The organism is Devosia sp. A449 (assembly GCF_054489375.1).
In genome coordinates this window covers 132,751-153,562 of record NZ_JBTMWU010000001.1, presented here as the reverse complement: position 1 = coordinate 153,562, position 20,812 = coordinate 132,751, and the positions used below count along the sequence as shown (strand labels likewise).

Here is a 20,812-nt window from a genome sequence, read left to right as displayed (position 1 = left end):
CCGCGTTGCCCCCTCATCCGTCTCGCTACGCGAGCCACCTTCTCCCACGAGGGGAGAAGGGAGGGCCCGGTGATCTAAACTGACGCCGTGAAAAACAAAAGCCCGACTTAGCGCGCGGCCTCATAGGTGGCTTCGATGCGGTCGGCGACCATGGCTTGCAGGCGCCAGAGATGGGGATCGTGAATGCCGATATCCTCAAGGTGCTTGACCGTGGCGAACAGATATTCGGCCATCGAGCCGCGCGAGCCGACGGCGGTGGCCAGCATGTCGGCGATGGCGTCGATGCTGAGACCCGAGACATAGCGACCCGAATTGCGGTCGATGCAGAAGGTGAGGGCGCGGATGCTGCGCTCGTCGGTGGCGACATTGACGAAGCGGGGCGGGAAGGGCGAGGGCCGCCAACCCATTTCGCGCTCGAATAGCTGGGTCAGGCAGTGTTCGACCCGGTCGGGCGGCAGGCGATACAGTACGCCCTTGCAGGCGCCGCCGCGATCCAGCGCCAGCATCAGGCCGGGATTCTCATCGCTGCCGCGAAAGCGGTTGTTCCAGCCGAGGCAAAATGAGCGGTGCCAGCCGCGCACCAGCCCGGTGCGCATTTCGACGAAGTCGCAGGCCGGTTTCCAGATCAGCGAGCCATAGGCGAAAATCCAGACTTCGTCGGCGCCGGGATCGGGGCCGAACAGGCTGGCAATGGTGTTGCGGTGATCGTCCGGGCCGGCCTCGCGCAGGCCGGGCGGCGGCGGGGGCAGCACGTCGGACAGGATTTGGGGCTGGAGATAGCCGACATGACGCTCGGTGAGGCGCATCTGTCGGGGTTTTTTGGCCACCAAATTCTCCTTATTTTTCGGCAGGGAGTCTGTTGCCAAATGCCAGTCACCAATGCGGCGTCATCCCGGCCTTGAGCCGGGACCCATCCTGAGATGGGGGCGCCGGCGGGATCGGGAGATGGGCCCCGGCTCAGGCCGGGGTGACATCGTGGGTGGGGCAAAATCGCGACAGGTCCCGCAGGGGAGCATCGGGGCAGTTGAGAAATTATTCAACCCCACCATCGCCATGACTGCCACGCGACTTGGGCAGCGGCAGGGGGTCGTGGGGCTGGCCGGTCAGCTCGGTTTTCCAGCGGGCGGCCTGGATCAGCACGTTGGATGGGGCGGTGCCGCCATAGGATTTGCGGGCGGCGACCGAGGCTTCGACGGTGAGCACCTTGTGGATGCGGCTGTCGATGCGCTCATCAATGGTCTTGAAGTCCTCGATGGTGAGGCCTTCCAAGCCGGTGTTTTTCTGTTCGGCCAGCGCAACGATCTGGCCGGTGATGTGATGGGCGTCGCGGAACGGGATGTTCAGCTCGCGCACCAGCCAGTCGGCGATATCGGTGGCGGTGGAGAAGCCGGCGGCGGCCGAGACGCGCATGCGTTCGCGGTTGGCGGTGAGATCGCCGACCATGCCGGTCATGGCGGCCAGCGACAGCGACAGCGCGTCGAGCGCATCGAAGGCGACTTCCTTGTCTTCCTGCATGTCCTTGGAATAGGCCAAGGGCAGGCCCTTCATCACCACGATCAGGCTGGTCAGCGCGCCCAGAATGCGGCCGATCTTGGCGCGCACCAGCTCGGCAGCGTCCGGATTGCGCTTCTGCGGCATAATGGAAGAGCCGGTGGTGAATTTGTCGCTGAGCTTGATGAAGCCGAACTGAGCCGAACTCCAGATCACCATTTCCTCGGCGAAGCGCGACAGATGCATGGCGCAGATCGAGGCGGCGGCCAGGGTTTCGAGGATGAAATCACGGTCGGAGACGGCGTCGAGCGAATTGGCGGTCGGGCGGTCAAAGCCGAGCGCGTTCGCGGTCATCTGCCGGTCGATGGGATAGGGCGTGCCGGCCAGCGCCGCCGAGCCGAGCGGGCTCTCGTTGAGGCGCTTCCTGGCATCGAGCAGGCGGCCGGCGTCGCGGCCGAGCATTTCGACATAGGCCAGCAAATGGTGGCCAAAGGTCACCGGCTGGGCGCTTTGCAGATGGGTGAAGCCGGGCATGATGGTGGTGGCTTCCTGCTCGGCGCGGGTAACCAGCGCCAGCTGCAGGGTGTGAATCTGGATCACCAGCGTGTCGATGGTGTCGCGGACATAGAGCTTGAAATCGGTCGCGACCTGATCGTTGCGCGAACGGGCGGTGTGCAGCCGGCCGGCGGCATCGCCGATCTTTTCACGCAAGCGGCTTTCGACATTCATGTGAATGTCTTCCAGCGCCCGCGAGAACGTGAAGCTGCCACCCTCGATTTCAGCCAGCACCTCGGTTAGACCTGCGACGATGCTGTCGCGATCCTCCTGCGTCAGAATGCCCGTCTCGGCGAGCATTGTGGCATGGGCGATCGATCCGGCAATATCCTGGCGGAATAAACGCTGGTCGAATCCGATCGAGGCGTTGATTTCTTCCATGATGGCGTCCGGGCCGGTGGCAAACCGCCCGCCCCACATCTTGTTGCTCATCGAATACCTCGGAGATTGCTTTATGACCGATATGCACGCGCCTCGCCCCGGAGCGACCAGCCGGGTCCGGCTGTGGGTCATCCTGGGGGTGACGGGATTGGCGCTAGCTATAGCGGCGTGGCTGTGGCTCGGCAATGCTGGACAGGCAAAGGAATGTCCGGTGCAGGACGCGGCGGCGCAGGCGATCGACGCTGCGGCCAAGGGCGAGCTGGCGGCGCTGAATGGCACCGGCGAAGGGCGCGGCTATGCCACGCTGGCGTTCAAGGACGCCGACGGCAAGGCCATGACCATTGCTGATTTCAAGGGCAAGGCGCTGCTGGTCAATTTCTGGGCCAGCTGGTGCGTGCCGTGTCGCGAGGAAATGCCGGCGCTCGACGCGCTGGCGACGAAATATAATTCGGACGCCTTCATGGTGCTGCCGATCAATCTCGATATTGGCGAGGGCGGGGTGGCCAAGGCGCAGTCGTTCCTTGATGACGGCGCGTTCGCCAATCTGCCGCTTTATGCCGACAACACGTTTGCCGCCTTCGAGCGGCTGAAGCAGCAGGCCGTGGCCGTGGGCCTGCCGGCGACGCTAGTGCTGGATGAAAATGGCTGCGAGCTGGCCGTGCTGCAGGGCCCGGCGGAGTGGCATAGCGCCGATGGCGAAGCGGTGGTTGAGGCGCTGTTGGCGCTCAAGAGCTAGTTCTACCTTTCTTCCCCTCTCCCCTTGAGGGAGAGGGACAGCTTTGCCGCGTTCAGCGGAAAAGCAGGGTGAGGGGTGCTGCGCAGGCCCATGCTTCAATGCTTGGGGAAGCAACCCCTCATCCGCCCTTCGGGCACCTTCTCCCTCAAGGGGAGAAGGGAAGAAGAAAATCAGATAAGCCGGTCCACCACCGCGCCTGAACTGAGCGCTACGGCCGGGGCTTCGCCGGTGGGGCTGGCGCTGGCGGCTTGTTGCTGGTCGTCGTCGACGGCCAGCATCAGTTCCATGCGCAATTCGGCGACTTTGGCCAATTGGGCGGCCAGCGGGGTGCCGGCGCGATCCACCATGCGGTTGATCATCACCGATGGGCTGATACCGAGAGCATTGCTCATCACCTTCTCCCTAGGCCAGCTTGTCGACCTTGGCGCCCTGACCGGGCGGTGGGGTCGAAAGCGCCGACTGCATCAGGGTTTCGAGCAGGTCGGTCTGCATCTCATGGGCTTTTTTGAACACGGCAATCTGCACGCTGGTTTGCAGCTTGACCGAATTCATCGCCATCATCTGGGTCGAGAGGTCGGTATTCATCGCAGACCTCCTGTGCTGACTGGTCCAGGCGGGAGCCTAGGAGGGCGGCGTAAACAAAGTCTTCGGCGACGGTGTTAATTTAGTTTGAATTAGCGCGCAGCCGGCGCCCAGCGACCGCCGAACAGCGGCACGTCGCGCCGCTTGAGCAGGGCGGCCAGCACGATGCCGGCGAGGAAGCCGCCCAGATGCGCCCACCAGGCGACAGGTTCTTCCGAGCCGATCAGCACGTAAAACAACTGCGTCGCCACCCAGAAGCCGAGCATCCAGAAGGCGGGGACCGGCAGCGGAATCGGGATGACGATGCGGGCCAGCACGAAGACGCGGGCATGCGGGTAAAGCAGGATATAGGCGCCCATCACCCCGGCCACGGCGCCCGAAGCGCCGATCAGCGGGCCATTGTCGTTGAGGTTGAACGCCAGATGCGCCAGCGCGGCGAGCACGGCGCAGGCGAGGTAAAACAGGGCGAATTTGAAATGGCCCAGCGCGTCCTCGATATTGTCGCCGAACACCCACAGAAACAGCATGTTGCTGAGCAGATGCAGCCAATCAGCATGCAGGAACGCATAGGTCACCAGCGTCGCCCAATCGGGCAGCCACGGCACCGGTTGGGGATAGAGATCGCGCACCACGATGGGGATCATGCCGAAATCGATGGTGGCCTGATCGAAGGCCGCCGGCGGTAGCACCGCCTGCAGCATGAAACAGATGATGGTGAGGCCGATCAGCCCATAGGTGACATAGGGGAAACCGATATGGCGCATGGGATTGGTGTCATGCAGCGGCAGAAACATTGCTTTTGGCCCTTACCCTGGCGACATCGCCCGGCTGCACTAATGTCTTGAAACTCCGGTCGGTTCCAGACCCGCGCGGAGATCGGGGGCCTAGTCGCGACCGCCCTTTTTGACATCGCCATGGTTGCCGGGGACCCACAGCACATCCTTGGCGCCATTATTATTGGCGACGCGGGCCAGCACGAAGAGCAGATCCGACAGGCGGTTGAGATAGCGCACGGCCTCGGGGCTGGTGTCGGGCTCGGCAGCGGCCAGTTCGACGGTGATGCGCTCGGCGCGGCGGGTGACGGTGCGGGCGATGTGCAGGGCCGCCGACAGCGGCGTGCCGGCGGGCAGGATGAAGCTTTTCAGCGGCGCCAGATCGGCATTGAAATGGTCGATCTGCTGCTCGAGGAAAGCGGTCTGCACGGCGCGGATGCGCAATGAGGGGAAATCGGCGTCGGGGCTGTCGGCACCCGGCGTTGCCAGATCGGAGCCGACATCGAACAGATCATTCTGGATCCGGCCCAGCAGCATATCGATTTTGGGCATGGAGCCGGTATGGATACGCGCCGCGCCAATAGTGGCGTTGGCCTCTTCCACCGTGCCATAGGCGTCGACGCGCAAATCGAATTTGGGGCGGCGGGGGCCGCGCACCAGCCCGGTGGTGCCGTCGTCGCCAGTGCGGGTGTAGATGCGGTTGAGCTTGACCATGCTAGCCGCGCCCGGCGCCGAAGAAGAACAAGGCGGCCATCAGCAGCAGCAGCACCACGGCCTGACCGGCGACGCGCAGGCGCATCAGCTTCTGGCTGGTACTGCCCGGCCCGCCCTTGGTCATGTTCCACAGACCCATGCCCAGCACGACGACAACGAAGAGCAAGGCGAGGGCGATGGCGATATTGAGAGCGAGTTGCATGACATCCTACCGATTGGAGCGCTGGTCAGTGATGGAGGCGGCAAGACCTGCGGCCAGCGCATCATAGATCGCACGAATCCGGGACGAGGTGAACAATTCCCTGCCGGTGATCAGCGCGGCCGGTTGTCACAAATGGATCGGCTTGTCCGAGTAGATGGGGGTGCCTAATGTCCGTTGCCATGGCGAGGGACACGGAAAGCAATGGAAGGTGGCGTGCGATGAGCTGGTTCGTGATCTGGCAGCGGTTTGAGGGCGCGCTGGTGCTGGTGGGCGCTTTGGTCCTGTTCTGGCAGCTGGATAGTGGCTGGGCGTGGTGGCTGGCGATCCCGGTGTTCTTTGCGCCTGACCTGAGTTTTTTGGCCTATGCGTTCGGCCCAAGGGTGGGCGCAGTGGGCTACAATATCGTGCATATCTATGGCTTTGGCCTGGTGCTGCTGGCGGCAGGATCGGTGTTTGCCGTGCCGGCGCTTGCAGCCTGTGGCGCGCTGTTCCTGGCCCATGCCGGCTTTGACCGGATGCTGGGCTATGGCCTCAAAGCGCTGGAGGGATTTTCGCTGACCCATCTGGGGCGGATCGGCAAGGGAGCCTAAAACCCGACCGCGCGCCGCACATCCTCTTGCGTCCAGCCTTGGGCGCGCAAGGCCGCGAGGCTTTCGGCGCCCTTGGATTTGGCCAGCTTTTTGCCGGAATCATCCAGAATCAGGCGATGAAAATTATAGACCGGCGCCGGCAGGCCGAGCAGCATTTGCAGCAGCGTGTGGATATCGGTGGCCGCCTCCATGTCGCGGCCGCGCGTCACATGGGTGATATTCTGCGCCGCGTCGTCGACCACGACGCTGAGGTGATAGCTGGTGGGGATGCCCTTGCGCTGCAGCACCACATCGCCCCAGCGTTCGGGCTTGGCATAGCGGATTTGCGGCCGGTCGGTGAGCAGCGGGCCGACCACGGTAAAGCTGAGCATGCCGACACGGTCCATGGCCTTGGCGGTATCGAGGCGGAACTGCACCGGATCGCCGCGTTCCAGCCGCTCGATCTGCTCGCCGCGGTCGAGATGGCGGCAGGTGCCGGGATAGAGCGGGGCGCCATCGGGGTCGCTGCCATCGGCATGGGCGGCGATCTCGCTGCGGGCGCAGAAGCAGGGATAGAGCAGGTTTTGCTCGCGCAAACGGTTGCCGGCCTCGGCATAGGCGTCGAGCCGGTCGGACTGGCGCAGCACCGGTTCGGGCCAGTCGAGCCCCAGCCAATGCAGATCGTCGATGATTGTGGCGGTGAATTCGGGTTTACTGCGCTCGGTATCAATGTCTTCGATGCGCAGCAGGGCCGTGCCACCCAGCTGGGCGGCGGCGCGCCAGGTATAGAGCGCCGAATAGGCATGGCCGAGATGCAGCCTCCCATTGGGGCTGGGGGCAAAACGAAGGACGGGACTGGATGGATTCGGCGACACAGGACGGTTCTACCATAGGCCTGCTGCCGCCGTCACCGCGCCTCGATAGTGTCGACGCCATTGCCGCCCATATCGAGGCGCTGGTGGGGCTCGATCCGCGGCTGGGCCCGGTGCGCGATTTTGCCGGGGTGGTGCCGCCGCGGATCAATCGCCGGGGCTTTGTCGGCATGGCCAAGGTGATCTGCGGCCAACAGGTGTCGGTGGCCAGTGCGTCGGCGATCTGGAGCCGGTTTGAGCTGCTGCCCGGGGCGCTCGATCCGGCAACCTATCTGGCGCTGAGCGAGGAGTCGGTGCGCGCCACCGGCTTTTCCGGAGGCAAGTTTCGCACCGTGCGGGTGATCGCCGAGGCGGTGGTGGATGGGACGCTGGATTTCGACGCGCTGGAGACGCTGCCGGGGGATGATGCGGTGCGGTCTCTGGTGGCGCATAAGGGCATCGGGCCATGGACGGCGGAGGTCTATCTGATGTTCTGCGCCGGCCATTGCGATGTGTTTCCATCCGGCGATCTGGCGCTGCTCAAGGCGGTGCAGCATGGGCTTGGCCTTGACGCGCGGCCAACCATCAAGGAAATGATCGCCATCGCCGCTGGCTGGACGCCCCATCGTTCGGCAGCGGCCCTGTTGTTCTGGCGGTATTTCGCGGTGATGCGCGACCGGGAAGGAATTCTTTTATGACCAAACTCTCCGGCCCGATGGTGCCCCCCGCTTCCGGTGGCCTGCCCAAGCAGGCGGTGATTCTGCTGCATGGCTATGGCAGCGACGGCAATGATCTGATCGGGCTGGCGCCGCTGTGGCAGGACGCCTTGCCCGATGCGGTGTTCATCTCGCCCAATGGGCCCGAACAATGCGGGCAACTGGCCTCGGGCTATCAGTGGTTCGATATCAGCTTTGACGGCGACCGGCTGGCCAAGCGGCAATTGGGCGTGGTTCAGGCAGCCCCGGTGCTGCGCGAATTTCTCGACGATCTGTGGAGCCAGACCGACATTACCCCGGAAAACACGCTGCTGGCGGGTTTCAGCCAGGGCGCGATGATGGCGCTGCATGTTGGGCTGTCATTGGATCGCCCGCTGATGGGCATCATCGGCTTTTCCGGGGCGCTGCTGCCGCCGGAGGGCTTTGGCAGTGATGGTGTGGCCAAGAGCCCGGTGTGCCTGGTGCATGGTGACAACGACAGCGTGGTCGATCCGATCCATAGCGCCGAGGCCGATCTGGCGCTGCGCCAAGCCGGCTATGAGGTGCACTATCACGTGAGCCCGGGCGTCGGGCACGGCATTGCCCCGGACGGCATGGCGTTTGCCACCCGTTTCATCGAGCGCCTGATCACAAAATAAAGCGAATGCTTCCCGCTTCACAGGGCTGACACAAAGCGCTTAGTATAAAGCGCTATGGACTTACTCGATTCCCGTTCCGGGAGACTCAAGTGACCATCCACGTGTCGCCTGAGGCCTGTCCCGCTCTGGTGCTGAACGCCGACTTCCGGCCGCTCAGCTACTATCCATTGTCCCTATGGTCCTGGCAGGACGCCATCAAGGCGGTGTGCCTCGATCGGGTGAATATCGTGTCGCAATATGACACGGTGATCCGCTCGCCCAGCTTTGCCATGCAATTGCCCAGCGTGGTGGCGCTCAAGGATTATATCAAGCCGGCGCGGAACCCGGCCTTTACCCGCTTCAACGTGTTCCTGCGCGATCGCTTCCTGTGCCAATATTGCGGCTGCAAGGACGATCTGACCTTCGATCACGTCATCCCCCGCTCCAAGGGCGGCCAGACCACCTGGGAAAATGTCGTTGCCGCCTGCGCGCCGTGCAATCTGAAAAAAGCCAATCGGATGCCGAGCGAAATCCGCATGTTCCCGCACCAGACGCCGTATCAACCCACGGTATATGACCTGCACAATAATGGCCGGGCTTTCCCGCCCAACCATTTGCACAAGAGCTGGCTGGATTATTTGTACTGGGACATCGAGCTGGAGCCGTAGGGCTGGCTGGGTGGGGCGAGCTTGAGGATCAGTAGAGCTACGGAGCCCGTGCTCTCTTGCAAGGTGTTTAGCCAATAACTATTATTGGTTTTCACTCAGGCACGGAGAACAGGCATGGCCATCAGCGCTGAACTGGGCGAAACGCTCGAAAAAGTCGTGACCGATCTGGTTGAGAACGGCCGCTACAATTCCAAAAGCGAAGTGCTGCGCGAAGGCGTCCGCCTGGTGCAAGAGCGCGAGGCGCGGTTCAAGGAGTTGGAAGCCAAGCTGCAAGTGGGGCTGGACGAGATTGATGCGGGGCTCGGCATCCCGGCCGATGACGTTTTTGCTGAACTCATGGCCCGCTACGGTGAGATGGCCGAAAAGAAATCGGCATGAGGCTGCGGTTCGCTCCTCGAGCCAGAATGGATTTGCGCGGCATAGGCGACTATATCGCCGAGGACAGTCCAAAACGGGCCATCACCTTTGTGCAGGAGTTGCAGACCGCCTGCATTGAGCTGACCGAAACCCCGTTCGGTTTTGCCGTTTTGCCTAATTTCGCCGATCGCGGGTATCGTCGGCGGGTACACGGGCGCTACGCGGTCATCTATGTGGTGCGCGACGACGTCATCTCGGTGATCCGCGTCCTATCGGCAGCTGTCGACATCGACGCCGCTCTGGACGTCTAGCCCCGCTTCTGCCCGCGCAGCTGGGCGGCAATCGATACGCCCAGCAAAACCACAATCACCAATGACACCAGTGCGTTGTAGCCGGCCATGGAAATGCCGAGGAAGCGGAACTGCACCACGTCGCAGCCGATGACCGGGGTCAGGTTGCTCAGCGCGTTGAAATCCATGCTTTCGCCGACGCCAGTGCAGGCGGTCGGGCCGGGCCAGAAGCCCCATTCGACGCCAGCGTGGAACGCCCCCATATAGGTGCTCCAGACGAAAATGGCGGTGACGATGGCCATGGCGACATACCAGACCGGCAGCGGCAGCCGGTTCCAGGTGAGCAGCACCAGCAACAGCAGCGGCAGGCCATAATAATAGGCGAGGCGCTGTTCGAGGCAGAGTTCGCAGGGCACGAGGCCGCCGAACACCTGCGAGGCGAGCGCCAGCAGGATGGTCACGAGGCCGAGAACGAAGGCGGCGCCTGCCGAAAGCTTGTCGAGCGGGCGGAGGAACGATTGGGCCATTTGGGTTCTCGAGTGACGCTGGAGTGAAGGCTGGATAGCGTGCCGCTGTGGCAAATTCCAGCCGGAAACAGGCTTGTGATCAATCGCCGGGCAGGCTGATTCCAGCCGCCTGACGCAGGGCGATGGCATTGGCCGGGGCGTGCAATTTGTCCTCATGCACGAAATAGGCAAACACGTCCTTGCCCGATCCAGCCCAGGCGGTGACGGTTTTGGCCCAGTCGGCAATGTCGGTGGGCTGGTAGCCGCCGCCATGGCCATGCGCCGGTCCCTGCAACCGGCAATAGGCGAAATCGGCGGTCAGGTCGCGCGATGGATTGTCCGGCGTGTCGGCGATGACGCGCGCAACATTATGTTCGGCCAGCAGCGCATTGACCTCGGGCGCGTCAAAGCTGGCATTGCGCAGCTCGATGGCGTGACGGATCGGGCCGACGTTGCCGGTATCGAGGAAGGGCGGGGATTTGAGCCGTGCATCGGCCTTGCCCGCCAGCGCGACATAGTCGGCGCCGGTTTTGGGCAGCAGCGCCAGGAAGCCGCTCAGCACATCGCGGTCATAGCTGACATTGGGCGGCAGCTGCCAGATGAACGGACCCAGCTTGGGGCCGAGGGCCAGCGGACCCGAGGCGAAAAAATTGGCCAGTTCGATCTCGCAGTTTTTCAGCCGCTTGATATGGGTGACCAGTTGCGGGCCCTTGATGGCGAAGACAAAGCCGTCGCGGGCTTCGCCGGCCCATTTGGCAAAACTCTCCGGCTTCTGGTTGGCACGGAAGGTGGCGTTGATCTCGATGCTGCCGAGGCGGGAGCTGGCATAGGCCAGCTCTTTTTTCTGCACGAGGCCTTCGGGATAAAAGCTGCCGCGCCAGGGTTCGAACACCCAGCCGGCCGTTCCAGTGCGCACTTCGCCTTGCTTGCTCACGCTCTTGTCCTCCGCCGCCCAGCGCCAAACAGCTAACGGCCACGCCGATCCGACATGGCCACAGAGCGGCCGAATATTTTCTAGCCGAGCCTGTCCCGCCCGTCTCGCTTAAAAACAGGGTCGAGACATGGACGCCCAGATGCCACGGGACCCGATTGCTCCCCATGCCGCACCCCGCGCGAAACCATTGCGCCGCGCGCGGCCGGAGAGGGAAAGAGATTTAATCACGACCGTTCATATCGTGAATGAGCCGGGCTATAAGCTGTGTTCGTTTTCGCTTTGACAGGAAAGTTTTTTGACCGCCGCACTGATCTCGTTGAACAAGGCCACTAAATCCTTTGGGCAGGGAGACGCGCGCATCACGGCGGTCGATCAGGTGGACCTGTCCGTCGAGCGGGGCCAGATCTTCGGGGTGATCGGCCATAGCGGCGCGGGCAAGAGCACGCTGATCCGCCTGCTGAACGGGCTGGAGCGGGTCGATAGCGGCACGGTCCATGTCGATGGTCTCGATCTGTCGCATGCCGAAGGGCCGGCTTTGCGCAAGGCACGGCTGAAGATCGGCATGATCTTCCAGCATTTCAACCTGCTCTGGTCGCGCACCGTGGCGCAGAACATTGCCTTCGCCCTCGAGATTGCCCGGGTTGACCGGGCGACAACCAAGGCCAGGGTGGCCGAACTGGTGCGTCTGGTGGGGCTCGAAGGCCGCGAAGACGCCTACCCGGCGCAATTGAGCGGTGGCCAGAAGCAGCGCGTCGGTATCGCCCGGGCCTTGGCCAACCATCCCGATGTGTTGCTCTGCGATGAGGCCACCTCTGCGCTCGATCCGGAGACCACGGACGCCATTCTGGACCTGTTGTCCGACATCAATCGCCGGCTGGGTCTGACCATCGTGCTGATTACCCATGAGATGCATGTCATTCGGCGCATCTGCGACCAGGTGGCGGTGATGGAAGCCGGGAAAGTGGTGGAGACCGGTCCGGCCAAGGCCGTTTTCGCCCAGCCCCAGGCCGAGGTGACCAAGCGTTTCGTGCGGCAGATTTCCAGCGCCGATACCTTCGACCCAACGGTCCCTGGCCTCGTGGACGGTGCCCTGATCAAGCTGGTCTATGTCGGGCCCCGGGCCCGCCAGCCCGTGCTGGCCGACGCGATCCGGCATTTCGACCTCCCCATCAACATCGTGCATGGTCGGGTGAGCCGAACGCGCGATGCCGCTATCGGTGAACTCTATGTCGAGGTGCCGGCCGAGGGCGCGGCGCTGCAGGCATTGCTGGCCTATCTGGCGGAGCGCGACATCGTCGCCGAAATCATTGGCGAGGAGACCGCGCCATGATCGAATTGCTGTTTCCCAATCTCCGGCTCGACCAGTTCTGGAAGGCCACGATCGACACGCTCTACATGACGGGCATGGCTGGCAGCGCGACCTTTATTCTCGGGCTGCTGATCGGCACGGTGTTGTTTCTGACCAGTCCTGGGCAGCTGCTGGCCAATCGCTCGGCCTATGGCGCGCTGTCGCTGGTTACCAACCTTTTCCGCTCGATCCCCTTCATCATCCTGATCGTGCTGCTGATCCCGGTAACCCGGTTCCTGGTCGGGCGTATGCTGGGCGTCAACGCCGCCTTGCCGGCGCTGATCGTGGGGGCAGCGCCGTTCTATGCACGGCTGGTGGAGATTGCCTTTCGCGAGGTCTCCAAGGGCGTGATCGAAGCGACGCGCTCCATGGGTGGCGGTGTTTTCACCATCATCTTCAAAGTTCTCATTCCAGAGGCAGGCCCCGCGCTGGCTTCGGGCCTCACCGTGTCCCTGATCTCGCTGGTTGGCTTCACCGCCATGGCCGGGGTCATCGGGGCCGGGGGGCTGGGCCATCTGGCCTATCTCGAAGGTTTCCAGCGCAATAATGGCGACGTCACGCTGGCCGCCACCGGAATGGTTCTCGTCATCGTCTTCGCCATTCAATTCGCTGGCGACATGGCGACCCGCAATCTCGACAAACGATAAAACCAAAGGAGCCAATGATGGCAAAGACCTCTCTCATCACCGCAGCGTTGCTCGCTGCAACTGTGCTGGCAACCCCCGCTCTGGCCCAGACCAAGCTGGTGGTTGGCGCATCCTATGTGCCGCACGCCGAAATCCTCGAACAGGCCGCGCCCATCCTGGCCGCAGAAGGCATCGAACTCGAAATCATCCCGTTCCAGGACTATATCCTGCCCAACACGGCGCTGGATTCGGGTGAAATCGACGCCAATTATTTCCAGCACGTGCCCTATCTGAACGAAGTTCTGGCGGACAATCCGGACTATGATTTCGTCAATGCCGGCGGCATCCATGTCGAGCCGATCGGCCTTTATTCGCAGCGCTGGGATAGTCTGCAGGACCTGCCGGACAATGGCGAAGTCATCCTGCGCGACTCGGTCGCTGAAGAAGGCCGCATTCTGGCGATCTTCGTGCGTGAAGGCATCGTCACCCTGCCCGAAGGCCTCGATGTCTATTCCGCCCGCGTGCACGATATCGTCGGCAATCCGAAGAATTTGACCTTCAAGACCGATGTGGAAGCCGCATTGCTGGCGCAGGTCCATCTCAATGATGAAGCCGACGCCGTGGTGATCAACGCCAACTACGCCCTCGATGCCGGCCTTGACCCGGTGAATGATCCAATCGCCGTCGAAAGTGCCGAAAACAACCCCTATGCCAACATCATCACCGTGCGGGCCGGCGATGAAACCCGGCCGGAAATCATTCGCCTTGTCGAAGTGCTGAAGTCCGAGCCGATCCGCCAGTTCATTCTGGAAAAATACAAGGGTGCCGTGGTTCCCGTCGCCGACTAAGCCCTTGCGATAGTCGGAAGGCCCATTGCGGATGCAATATCCGCAATGGGCCAGTTCAAGACTCTCCCCGGCCTGAACGGCCGCTTGCGCCCCGGCCCCGAATGCGGGCATTTTGCCGAAGCCGAGTTTGAAGGGGTGCCATTGTGACTGCAGAGACTGTCGCCACGCCGGTCGTTGTTATCGGACTGGGCGGCACCATTGCCATGGCTCCCGGCGCGCAGCCGGGCGTCACACCGACCCTGACCGCCGATCAACTGCTCGGGGCGGTGCCCGAGTTGGCGGCGTTCACGGGCCTGCGCGCCGAAAGCTTCCGGATGTTGCCCGGCGCTCACCTGTCCTTCGATGACATCGTGCAGTTGGCCGCGCACATCAACGACCTTGCTGCTGCGGGTACCCAAGGGGTGGTCATCACCCAAGGCACCGACACTATCGAGGAAACTGCCTTTGCCCTGGACCTGCTCGTTGTCCCCGACATCGCGGTCGTGGTCACCGGAGCGATGCGCAATCCATCATTGTCGGGGGCGGACGGCCCGGCCAATCTACTCGCGGCAATCCGTGTCGCCGCCAGCAGCGAGGCCCGGCAGATGGGCGTCGTTGTCGTCCTGAATGACGAGATACATGCCGCCCAGTTTGTCGCCAAACGACACAGCACCAGCCCATCGGCGTTTGTCTCGCTGGGTGGGGGTGTCATCGGTGGGGTGAGCGAGGGGCGCGTCCATTTCCATACCCGACCCCTGCGCGCATGGCGGTTACCACGCCACAAGGTAACCGGCAGCCAGCGGGTAGCCTTGCTCCGCCTGTCGCTGGATGATCAGGGGGAACTGATCCATGCGGCGGTCGAGGCGGGTTTTGCTGGCCTGGTCATCGAAGGGGTTGGTGGCGGGCACGCCTCACCCAATGCTGCAGCGGCGCTGGAGCGAGCCGCGACCGCGATCCCGGTCGTGCTGGCCAGCCGGGCCGGCAATGGCGAAGTATTGCGCAGCACCTACGGCTTTGTCGGGGGTGAGATTGACCTGCAACGGCGCGGCGTCGTGCTGGCCGGCCAGCTCGACGGGCTCAAAGCGCGGGTTCTGTTGACGCTGCTGCTCAGAGCCGATTGTGCCGGCGACGTGAAGCAGATCTTTGCCGGGCCGGCCGCCCAAATCGATTGATCGCTGATCCGGTGCTCCAACCCGGAGGGGCTTTACGCCCGCGTTACGGGTTAGCGCCGCTTTCGATCTAGAGCCGTTACGCCGCTAAGGCGTAGCTCCGTTCCATCTCAAGTGATGGAGCGTTCGATGCTTGCCGATTTTCTCAAGATCGCCATCGAAACGGCCAGTTCGGGCCGATCTGAAGCTGATCGAGCAGGGTGCCCACAATCCCGCGCGCGGGCTCAACGCCCGCGGCCGAGCGAGGGTATCGCATGAACGCCGCGATCAATTCTTGCATCGCCGACACGGCAAACTGGTTAGGGGCGGTTTGGCTCAAATAAAAAGGGGACTGGCCGAAACCAGTCCCTTCCCAATAAACGCCCACACAGGATGGCTGCGGCTAGAACTTGTAGTTCAGGCCGGCGCGGACGACGCCGAAGCGCTGCGTAGCGTTGGTGTTGCCGAACGGAGCGGGCAGGTTGTTGTAGGTCTGGGTGCCCAGGTCGACATAGAGATATTCGGCCTTGATGGAGATGTTGGAGGTGGCCTGGGCTTCGAGGCCCGCGCCCACGGTCCAGCCCATATGGGTGGCGGTCTGCGAGGTGGTAACACCATTGTCGAGGCTGACGCTGCCACGGCCCGCGGCAAAGCCGCCGGTGACATAGGGCATCACCTGACCAAAGCTCATGCCGGCGCGGCCACGGATGGTGCCGAACACGTCGATGCCCGCCTTGAGCGTGTCGCCGGCGCCCAGATCCTGGGTGTGGCCGATGCTGGCCCACTGCAGATCTGCTTCGGTGCCGAGCACGAAGCCGCCCATATCCAGATTGTAGCCGACCTGTGCGCCCAGCGCGCCGCCGCCGCTATTGTTGGAGACCGTCGCGCCGCCAGCAGCAGGCTGCCGGTCCAGGGTGCCCCAGCCGTAGCTGGCATTGACGCCAGCGTAAAAGCCCGACCAGCCGGAGGCCGGGGTGGGCGAATAGATCGGGCTCGCGCCGCTGTTCCAGCCGAGATCGGCAGCCTGGGCAGCGGTGGAAAGCAGCAGGATCGCGGAAAGCATGATGCCAAGGCGCTTCATGGATGTCCTCGTAGAAGGGAAGGGAAATTGTCCTGCGCAAAATGCGACTGAACAAATTAATAGTCGGGTAAGGAACAGGGTTAACGCCATGCAGGAGAGCATGGCAGGTGATCACATTTGCGCGGGATGGGTGTGGAGGGGCGGAATCGGGCCGAAAGCGGCGGTTTTTGATATTGCCACGCCACGGTGTCGCCCCGGCCTTGAGCCGGGGCCCATCTCGAGATCAGGCCGGTGAACCCATCTCAGGATGGGTCCCGGCTCAAGGCCGGGATGACACCGCGTTTAGACGAAGCGAGGGGCCAAAAACCTAGAAACTCGGGCGTGGTCGGGGGAAGGGGGCGGAGTCGGTGCTGGGCAGGCCGGGGCGCAGGTCGCCGCCGAGGGAGGCTTCGGTGGTCGGGGCGCTGAACAGCGGCAGATGCACCGGGCGCGGGCGCGGCAGGTTGATGCCGACGGCGATGCGGCCCAGATCGGTGGCGACATAAGAGCTGGCGATCACCGTGTCACTGAGAAAGCTCGGCTGGCCCTTGAGCCCCATGGGGAAGGCGGCTTCCTGGGCGGCGGTATAGGCGGCGGCTTCCTTGCCGCAGATCAGCGGGCGCATGTCGACCGGCGCGGCGCCGGGATTGTTGGCGAGGCCCAGCACGTTCTGTCCGGTCGGCGTGGCGCCGCCCGACAGGCCCTTGAGCAGCAATTCGGCGGTCCGCTCATTGCGGTCGCGGCCCGAGGCGCCGCCCAGCACCACGGCGAGCAGGCGGCGGCCATTGCGTTCGACAGTGGTGACGATGTTGAGGCCGGAGGCGCAGACGAAGCCGGTTTTCATGCCGGTTGTGCCAGCAAAGCTTTCCAGCAGCTTGTTTTCCGACTTCAGCGCCTTGCCGTTGAGCATCACGGTGCTGGTGCCGAAAATCGGCAGATATTGCGGAAAGCTCTGGCGGATATAGAGCGACAGGATCGCCATGTCGCGGGCCGAGGTCACCTGGGCCGGGTCGTGCAGGCCATTGGCATTGGCGTAATGGGTGGCGGTCAGCCCCATGCGCGAGGAGGCTTCGTTCATCATGCCGACAAAGCTGGCCTCGTCGCCGCCCACGGTTTCGGCGATGGCGGTGGCGATGTCATTGGCCGATTTGACCAGCATCAAATACAGCGCGTCCTGCAAGCTCACTGCACTGCCCACCGGCAGGCCGGATTTGGACGGCGCCTGGTTGAAGGCCTTTTTGGAGACGACCACCGGGGTGTCGAGCGTGACCTTGCCCAGAGCGATCTGCTCGAAGGCGACATAGGCCGTCATCATCTTGGTGAGCGACGCCGGGTGCCAGGGCTGGCCAGCCTCCTGGGCATAGAGCACGTCGAAATTGTCCATATCGACCAGCAGCATCGGATTGGCGCGGGCCGGCGCCAGACTCAGCAGGGCCAGCAGGACGACAAGGACAAGACGGCGGGCAAACAGCAACGGACACGGCTCCAGGGTGGGGGAAAGGCGCCCCTTCTTAGCAGCGCGGCGCCGTCACCTCAATGGAAGGGGATGGCTGCTGACGGGGTTTTGAAGCCGGCTTTTGAAGCCAGCATCGGCTGGCAGCATGCTTGTGGTTTTCTTGCGGTTTTCTCGCAATTTGCCTGTAATTTTTTGCCCCCTAGGCACAATAAGGAACTGTGTCTATATTAGTGCCTGAGTTACGCGAAATGAAAGCTATATTCCATGTCACTGCACGACACGTCCAAATCCGCCAACTGCACCGCGATGTCTGACGTGCTCAATCGCATCGGCGACAAGTGGAGCGTGCTGGTGGTGGGCATGCTCGGGCGCAACGGCACGCTGCGCTTCAATGAGCTCAAGCGCATGATCAATGGCGTCAGCCAGCGCATGCTGACGCTGACCTTGCGCAATCTCGAGCGCGATGGGCTGGTCACCCGCACCATCTATCCCGAGGTGCCGCCGCGCGTCGAATATGGCCTGACCGAAATGGGCAAGACGCTGGATGGTCCGATCAGCAAATTGTGGGATTGGTCGGCCGAGCATCACACCGCCATCATCGAAGCCCGTTCCATCTATGACGCCCGCGCCGATGCGGTGGCTGCTGCCGAGCCGCGCAAGGTCGCCTATGTCAATGGCTGAGTGAGCCATGGTCTGGACGCGGTCGGCGCTGGCGCAACAGCTCACCGCACTGGGTCTGCGACCCGGCGATGCGGTGCTGACCCATGCCGGGCTGCGGTCGGTCGGGCCGATACTGGGCGGGCCGGATGCCCTGATCGCGGCGCTGGGCGACGCGGTCGGGCCCGACGGCACCATTCTGGCCTATTGCGACTGGGCCTATGATGATCGCGACTATCCCGATCATGCCCTGCGCCCGCAGGTGCCGCCCTTCGATCCGGAGCGCTCCCGCGCCACGCGCGACAATGGCGCTTTCCCCGAATTACTGCGCACCACACCGGGCGCCAGACGCAGCGGCAATCCCGGTGCGTCCTGCGCCGCCCTGGGTGGGCGGGCCGACTGGTTCGTCGCCGATCATGCGCTGGATTATGGCTATGGCCCGCACTCGCCCTTCGGCAAGCTGGTCGCCGCCAATGGCAAGACCCTGCTGGTTGGCGCGCCGCTCGACACCATGACGCTGCTGCATCACGCCGAGCATCTGGCTAATCTGCCGAACAAGCGTGTGCGGCGCTACGAGGCGCCGATGCTGATCAATGGCCGCAGTGTGTGGCGGCATTTCGAGGAATTCGACACCAGCGATCCGGTGGTCGATGGCCTGGCCGACGATTATTTCGCCGATGTGGTGGACGCGTTTTTGGCCAGCGGGCAGGGCAGGCGCGGCCAGATCGGCCACGCCCCGTCGGTGTTGGTCGACGCCCCGGCCATCGTCGCTTTCGCGATCGACTGGCTGGAGCGCCGCTTCAGAGCCTAGATCAGCGCGACGATCTTTTTGCGCTTCCACACGAACTGATACCAGCTCGCCTGTAGCACCAGCATCATGGTGAAGCTGGCGGCATAGGCGATCCAGATGCCGGTGAGGCCGAGGCTGGTCTGGCTGAGCCAGATCGCGCCGGGCAGTTCGATGAACAGGATACAGGACAGCGACAGCAGCATCGGCGCATAGACCGTGCCGCTGGCGCGCATCATGCCCGAGAACACCACGCTCCAGCCGAAGCAGAGAATGCTCCACAGCACCACATGCAGCAGGGTTTCGGTCAGCTCGATCACTTCGGGATCGGTGATGAACAGCGCCACCACATGCTGGCTGAACAGATAGGCCAGCACGATCAGCCCGCCGGTGATGATCAGATTGAGCAGCACGGCAGTCTTGGCGATGGTGCCCAATTGCTGGGTCTGGCCCGCACCGATGGCCTGGGCGGCAAAGATCGAGGCGGCGATGCCGATCGACATGGCGGGGAACTGCACATAGCTCATCACCTGCCCCAGCGCGCCATAGGCGGCAGTGGCGTCCGAGCCAAAGCGGTTGACCAGCCCGATCACGACGATGCCGGCGATGGACGAAATCACCATCTGCATGCCGGTCGGGACGCCCAGCTTGAGGATCAGCCCGAGCAGCTTGAAGTCGGGATGCAGCATGGCGCGCAGCAGCACCGCATCGGGCGCCAGCGGCATATTGCGGATCCGCATATAGAAGAACAGGAAGACCAGCACGGTGAGGAAGCCGGAGATCATCGCCCAGGCCGCAGCATTGACGCCCAGCTGCGGCAGGCCGAACCAGCCCAGGATCAGTGCCGGGGTGACCAGCAGGCTGACCACCATCGACATGATCAGCGAGAAGAGCGGGGTGATGGTGTCGCCGACGCCGCGCAGCACCGAGGTGACCACGAGGAACATGAAAAAGCCCGGCATGCCGATCAGCACGATGCGCGCATAGCCCACCGACATTTCGCGGATGTTTTCCGGGGCGCCGAGCACGGTCATGATCTGTTCGGTGAACAGCCCGCCGCCCACCGCAACCAGCGCGCCGAGCACCAGGGTGGCGAACAGCGTGGTGCCGGCCACCTGCTTGACCTTGTCGACATTGCGCGCGCCCCAGGCCTGACCGATCAGCACGGTCGAGCCGGCCGACAGGCCAATGACGAAGCTCATCAGGAAAAACATGATGGGGAAGAAGGTGGCGGTGGCGGCCAGGGCCTCAACGCCGATCATCTGCCCGATATAGATGGAATTGACCGTACCCGAGAGCGCCTGCAGAATATTGGAGGCCATCAGCGGTATGAGAAACACGACGAACCGCTGCCAGAGCGGCTTGGATTGGGGGTTCATTTGAACACTCCGAAGAACCTCGACAAAAAAGAGCGCCCCGACAGGGGCCCCGGGAACAGCGCAACGCTGAGAAAATTTCAGGTCGCTGCAGGGACCGATTTACACCCTCATGGCGGAGTGCAGGCTGGACGGGCGCTGGAGGCGTGGCAATGACACGGCGCAGTTTCTACGCTTGAGGGTGGTGGGCGTCAACGCGTTTTGCGGGCGTGTGGGCGGGGGCGCGGAGGCTGGGGCCCCACCCCCTCCCAGCCTCCCCCATCTAGGGGGAGGTGTCTCTCCACTCGCGTGGCACGATCCCGTCACGACCACTGCGCGGTACCTCCCCCTTGAAGGGGGAGGCTAGGAGGGGGTGACGGAGCGCCCCGATATCGTGGCTCCCATCCCCCACCCTTGATCCCTCCCCACAAGGGGGAGGGAGACGATGAACACAGACACCTCAGCCAGCGCCTCCCTCCCCTTCGATGGGGAGGGAATGAGGGTGGGGTGGGGCCACACACACCGATGAGTGGACAAGCCCAATCCACCCTTATCACCGCCACCAATCGCTCCCATCACCAAGTGTCATCGCCCCAGGCGCGAAAA

The 20,812-nt window shown here is 63.3% G+C and carries 26 protein-coding genes; 13 read left to right on the top strand and 13 right to left on the bottom strand.

Going from position 1 to position 20,812, the window contains the following annotated elements:
* Positions 1-107 precede the first annotated feature (107 nt).
* Positions 108-827 (bottom strand): gamma-glutamylcyclotransferase, encoded by a 720-nt coding sequence (locus tag ACX3OW_RS00780; protein WP_459093828.1) that lies wholly within the window; start codon positions 825-827, stop codon positions 108-110.
* 205 nt (positions 828-1,032) lie between these two features.
* Positions 1,033-2,478 carry an argininosuccinate lyase gene (gene argH / locus ACX3OW_RS00775; RefSeq protein ID WP_459093827.1) on the bottom strand — a complete coding sequence of 482 codons (1,446 nt, stop codon included), beginning with the start codon at positions 2,476-2,478 and terminating at the stop codon, positions 1,033-1,035.
* A gap of 22 nt (positions 2,479-2,500) precedes the next feature.
* Between argH and ACX3OW_RS00770 the strand changes: the two genes are divergently transcribed.
* On the top strand, positions 2,501-3,163 hold the full coding sequence (locus ACX3OW_RS00770; protein ID WP_459093826.1) for a TlpA family protein disulfide reductase: 663 nt from the start codon (positions 2,501-2,503) through the stop codon (positions 3,161-3,163).
* A 170-nt stretch (positions 3,164-3,333) separates the two neighbouring features.
* Here the strand turns inward: ACX3OW_RS00770 and ACX3OW_RS00765 are convergent, their stop codons facing one another.
* The 5 genes from ACX3OW_RS00765 to ACX3OW_RS00745 form a co-directional block, all read right to left on the bottom strand.
* Positions 3,334-3,555: a hypothetical protein gene (locus tag ACX3OW_RS00765; protein ID WP_459093825.1), complete on the bottom strand. Its 222-nt coding sequence runs from the start codon at positions 3,553-3,555 to the stop codon at positions 3,334-3,336.
* Positions 3,556-3,565: 10 nt separating this feature from the next.
* On the bottom strand, positions 3,566-3,748 hold the full coding sequence (locus ACX3OW_RS00760; protein WP_459093824.1) for a putative motility protein: 183 nt from the start codon (positions 3,746-3,748) through the stop codon (positions 3,566-3,568).
* Between the two features lie 89 nt (positions 3,749-3,837).
* On the bottom strand, positions 3,838-4,539 hold the full coding sequence (locus tag ACX3OW_RS00755) for a rhomboid family intramembrane serine protease (protein ID WP_459093823.1): 702 nt from the start codon (positions 4,537-4,539) through the stop codon (positions 3,838-3,840).
* 90 nt (positions 4,540-4,629) lie between these two features.
* Positions 4,630-5,232: a cob(I)yrinic acid a,c-diamide adenosyltransferase gene (locus tag ACX3OW_RS00750; RefSeq protein WP_459093822.1), complete on the bottom strand. Its 603-nt coding sequence runs from the start codon at positions 5,230-5,232 to the stop codon at positions 4,630-4,632.
* Position 5,233: 1 nt separating this feature from the next.
* On the bottom strand, positions 5,234-5,434 hold the full coding sequence (locus tag ACX3OW_RS00745; RefSeq protein WP_459093821.1) for a twin transmembrane helix small protein: 201 nt from the start codon (positions 5,432-5,434) through the stop codon (positions 5,234-5,236).
* Between the two features lie 218 nt (positions 5,435-5,652).
* Between ACX3OW_RS00745 and ACX3OW_RS00740 the strand changes: the two genes are divergently transcribed.
* Entirely contained in the window at positions 5,653-6,024 is a 372-nt protein-coding gene (locus tag ACX3OW_RS00740; protein ID WP_459093820.1) for a DUF4260 domain-containing protein, read from the top strand.
* Here ACX3OW_RS00740 and gluQRS read toward each other — a convergent pair.
* Complete coding sequence (gene gluQRS / locus ACX3OW_RS00735) at positions 6,021-6,878, bottom strand: tRNA glutamyl-Q(34) synthetase GluQRS (protein WP_459093819.1); 858 nt, start codon at positions 6,876-6,878, stop codon at positions 6,021-6,023. The genes ACX3OW_RS00740 and gluQRS overlap by 4 nt on opposite strands.
* Between gluQRS and ACX3OW_RS00730 the strand changes: the two genes are divergently transcribed.
* From ACX3OW_RS00730 to ACX3OW_RS00710, 5 genes are all read left to right on the top strand, one after another.
* Entirely contained in the window at positions 6,863-7,552 is a 690-nt protein-coding gene (locus ACX3OW_RS00730; RefSeq protein ID WP_459093818.1) for a DNA-3-methyladenine glycosylase family protein, read from the top strand. The genes gluQRS and ACX3OW_RS00730 overlap by 16 nt on opposite strands.
* The gene (locus ACX3OW_RS00725; protein WP_459093817.1) at positions 7,549-8,208 is read left to right on the top strand and encodes an alpha/beta hydrolase; all 660 of its coding nucleotides are present in this window, start codon (positions 7,549-7,551) and stop codon (positions 8,206-8,208) included. The genes ACX3OW_RS00730 and ACX3OW_RS00725 overlap by 4 nt, the downstream gene beginning before the upstream one ends.
* A gap of 89 nt (positions 8,209-8,297) precedes the next feature.
* Positions 8,298-8,855 carry an HNH endonuclease gene (locus ACX3OW_RS00720; protein ID WP_459093816.1) on the top strand — a complete coding sequence of 186 codons (558 nt, stop codon included), beginning with the start codon at positions 8,298-8,300 and terminating at the stop codon, positions 8,853-8,855.
* 114 nt (positions 8,856-8,969) lie between these two features.
* A complete protein-coding gene (locus ACX3OW_RS00715) occupies positions 8,970-9,233 on the top strand; it encodes a type II toxin-antitoxin system ParD family antitoxin (RefSeq protein ID WP_459093815.1) in 264 nt (87 codons plus the stop codon).
* Positions 9,230-9,523 (top strand): type II toxin-antitoxin system RelE/ParE family toxin, encoded by a 294-nt coding sequence (locus tag ACX3OW_RS00710; protein ID WP_459093814.1) that lies wholly within the window; start codon positions 9,230-9,232, stop codon positions 9,521-9,523. The genes ACX3OW_RS00715 and ACX3OW_RS00710 overlap by 4 nt, the downstream gene beginning before the upstream one ends.
* Here the strand turns inward: ACX3OW_RS00710 and ACX3OW_RS00705 are convergent.
* Positions 9,520-10,029, bottom strand: coding sequence for a disulfide bond formation protein B (locus tag ACX3OW_RS00705; protein ID WP_459093813.1), 510 nt, complete (start codon positions 10,027-10,029; stop codon positions 9,520-9,522). The genes ACX3OW_RS00710 and ACX3OW_RS00705 overlap by 4 nt on opposite strands.
* A 79-nt stretch (positions 10,030-10,108) precedes the next feature.
* Positions 10,109-10,942 (bottom strand): DUF72 domain-containing protein, encoded by an 834-nt coding sequence (locus ACX3OW_RS00700; protein ID WP_459093812.1) that lies wholly within the window; start codon positions 10,940-10,942, stop codon positions 10,109-10,111.
* Positions 10,943-11,237: 295 nt separating this feature from the next.
* Between ACX3OW_RS00700 and ACX3OW_RS00695 the strand changes: the two genes are divergently transcribed.
* From ACX3OW_RS00695 to ACX3OW_RS00680, 4 genes are all read left to right on the top strand, one after another.
* Positions 11,238-12,272 carry a methionine ABC transporter ATP-binding protein gene (locus ACX3OW_RS00695; RefSeq protein ID WP_459093811.1) on the top strand — a complete coding sequence of 345 codons (1,035 nt, stop codon included), beginning with the start codon at positions 11,238-11,240 and terminating at the stop codon, positions 12,270-12,272.
* Positions 12,269-12,937: a methionine ABC transporter permease gene (locus ACX3OW_RS00690; RefSeq protein ID WP_459093810.1), complete on the top strand. Its 669-nt coding sequence runs from the start codon at positions 12,269-12,271 to the stop codon at positions 12,935-12,937. Before ACX3OW_RS00695 ends, ACX3OW_RS00690 begins: the two co-directional genes overlap by 4 nt.
* 17 nt (positions 12,938-12,954) lie before the next feature.
* Entirely contained in the window at positions 12,955-13,764 is an 810-nt protein-coding gene (locus ACX3OW_RS00685; protein WP_459093809.1) for a MetQ/NlpA family ABC transporter substrate-binding protein, read from the top strand.
* Between the two features lie 143 nt (positions 13,765-13,907).
* Complete coding sequence (locus ACX3OW_RS00680) at positions 13,908-14,915, top strand: asparaginase (protein WP_459093808.1); 1,008 nt, start codon at positions 13,908-13,910, stop codon at positions 14,913-14,915.
* Between the two features lie 379 nt (positions 14,916-15,294).
* On the opposite strand, the gene ACX3OW_RS00675 is transcribed toward ACX3OW_RS00680, so the two are convergent.
* Positions 15,295-15,972 (bottom strand): outer membrane protein, encoded by a 678-nt coding sequence (locus ACX3OW_RS00675; RefSeq protein ID WP_459093807.1) that lies wholly within the window; start codon positions 15,970-15,972, stop codon positions 15,295-15,297.
* A gap of 307 nt (positions 15,973-16,279) precedes the next feature.
* Complete coding sequence (locus tag ACX3OW_RS00670) at positions 16,280-17,425, bottom strand: D-alanyl-D-alanine carboxypeptidase family protein (protein ID WP_459093806.1); 1,146 nt, start codon at positions 17,423-17,425, stop codon at positions 16,280-16,282.
* 246 nt (positions 17,426-17,671) lie between these two features.
* On the opposite strand from ACX3OW_RS00670, the gene ACX3OW_RS00665 reads away from it, so the two are divergent.
* Together ACX3OW_RS00665 and aac(3) are read left to right on the top strand one after the other, a co-directional pair.
* Positions 17,672-18,088, top strand: coding sequence for a winged helix-turn-helix transcriptional regulator (locus ACX3OW_RS00665; RefSeq protein WP_459093805.1), 417 nt, complete (start codon positions 17,672-17,674; stop codon positions 18,086-18,088).
* A gap of 7 nt (positions 18,089-18,095) precedes the next feature.
* On the top strand, positions 18,096-18,875 hold the full coding sequence (gene aac(3) / locus ACX3OW_RS00660) for an aminoglycoside 3-N-acetyltransferase (protein WP_459093804.1): 780 nt from the start codon (positions 18,096-18,098) through the stop codon (positions 18,873-18,875).
* On the opposite strand, the gene ACX3OW_RS00655 is transcribed toward aac(3), so the two are convergent.
* Positions 18,872-20,230: an MATE family efflux transporter gene (locus ACX3OW_RS00655; protein ID WP_459093803.1), complete on the bottom strand. Its 1,359-nt coding sequence runs from the start codon at positions 20,228-20,230 to the stop codon at positions 18,872-18,874. The genes aac(3) and ACX3OW_RS00655 overlap by 4 nt on opposite strands.
* Positions 20,231-20,812: the final 582 nt, after the last annotated feature.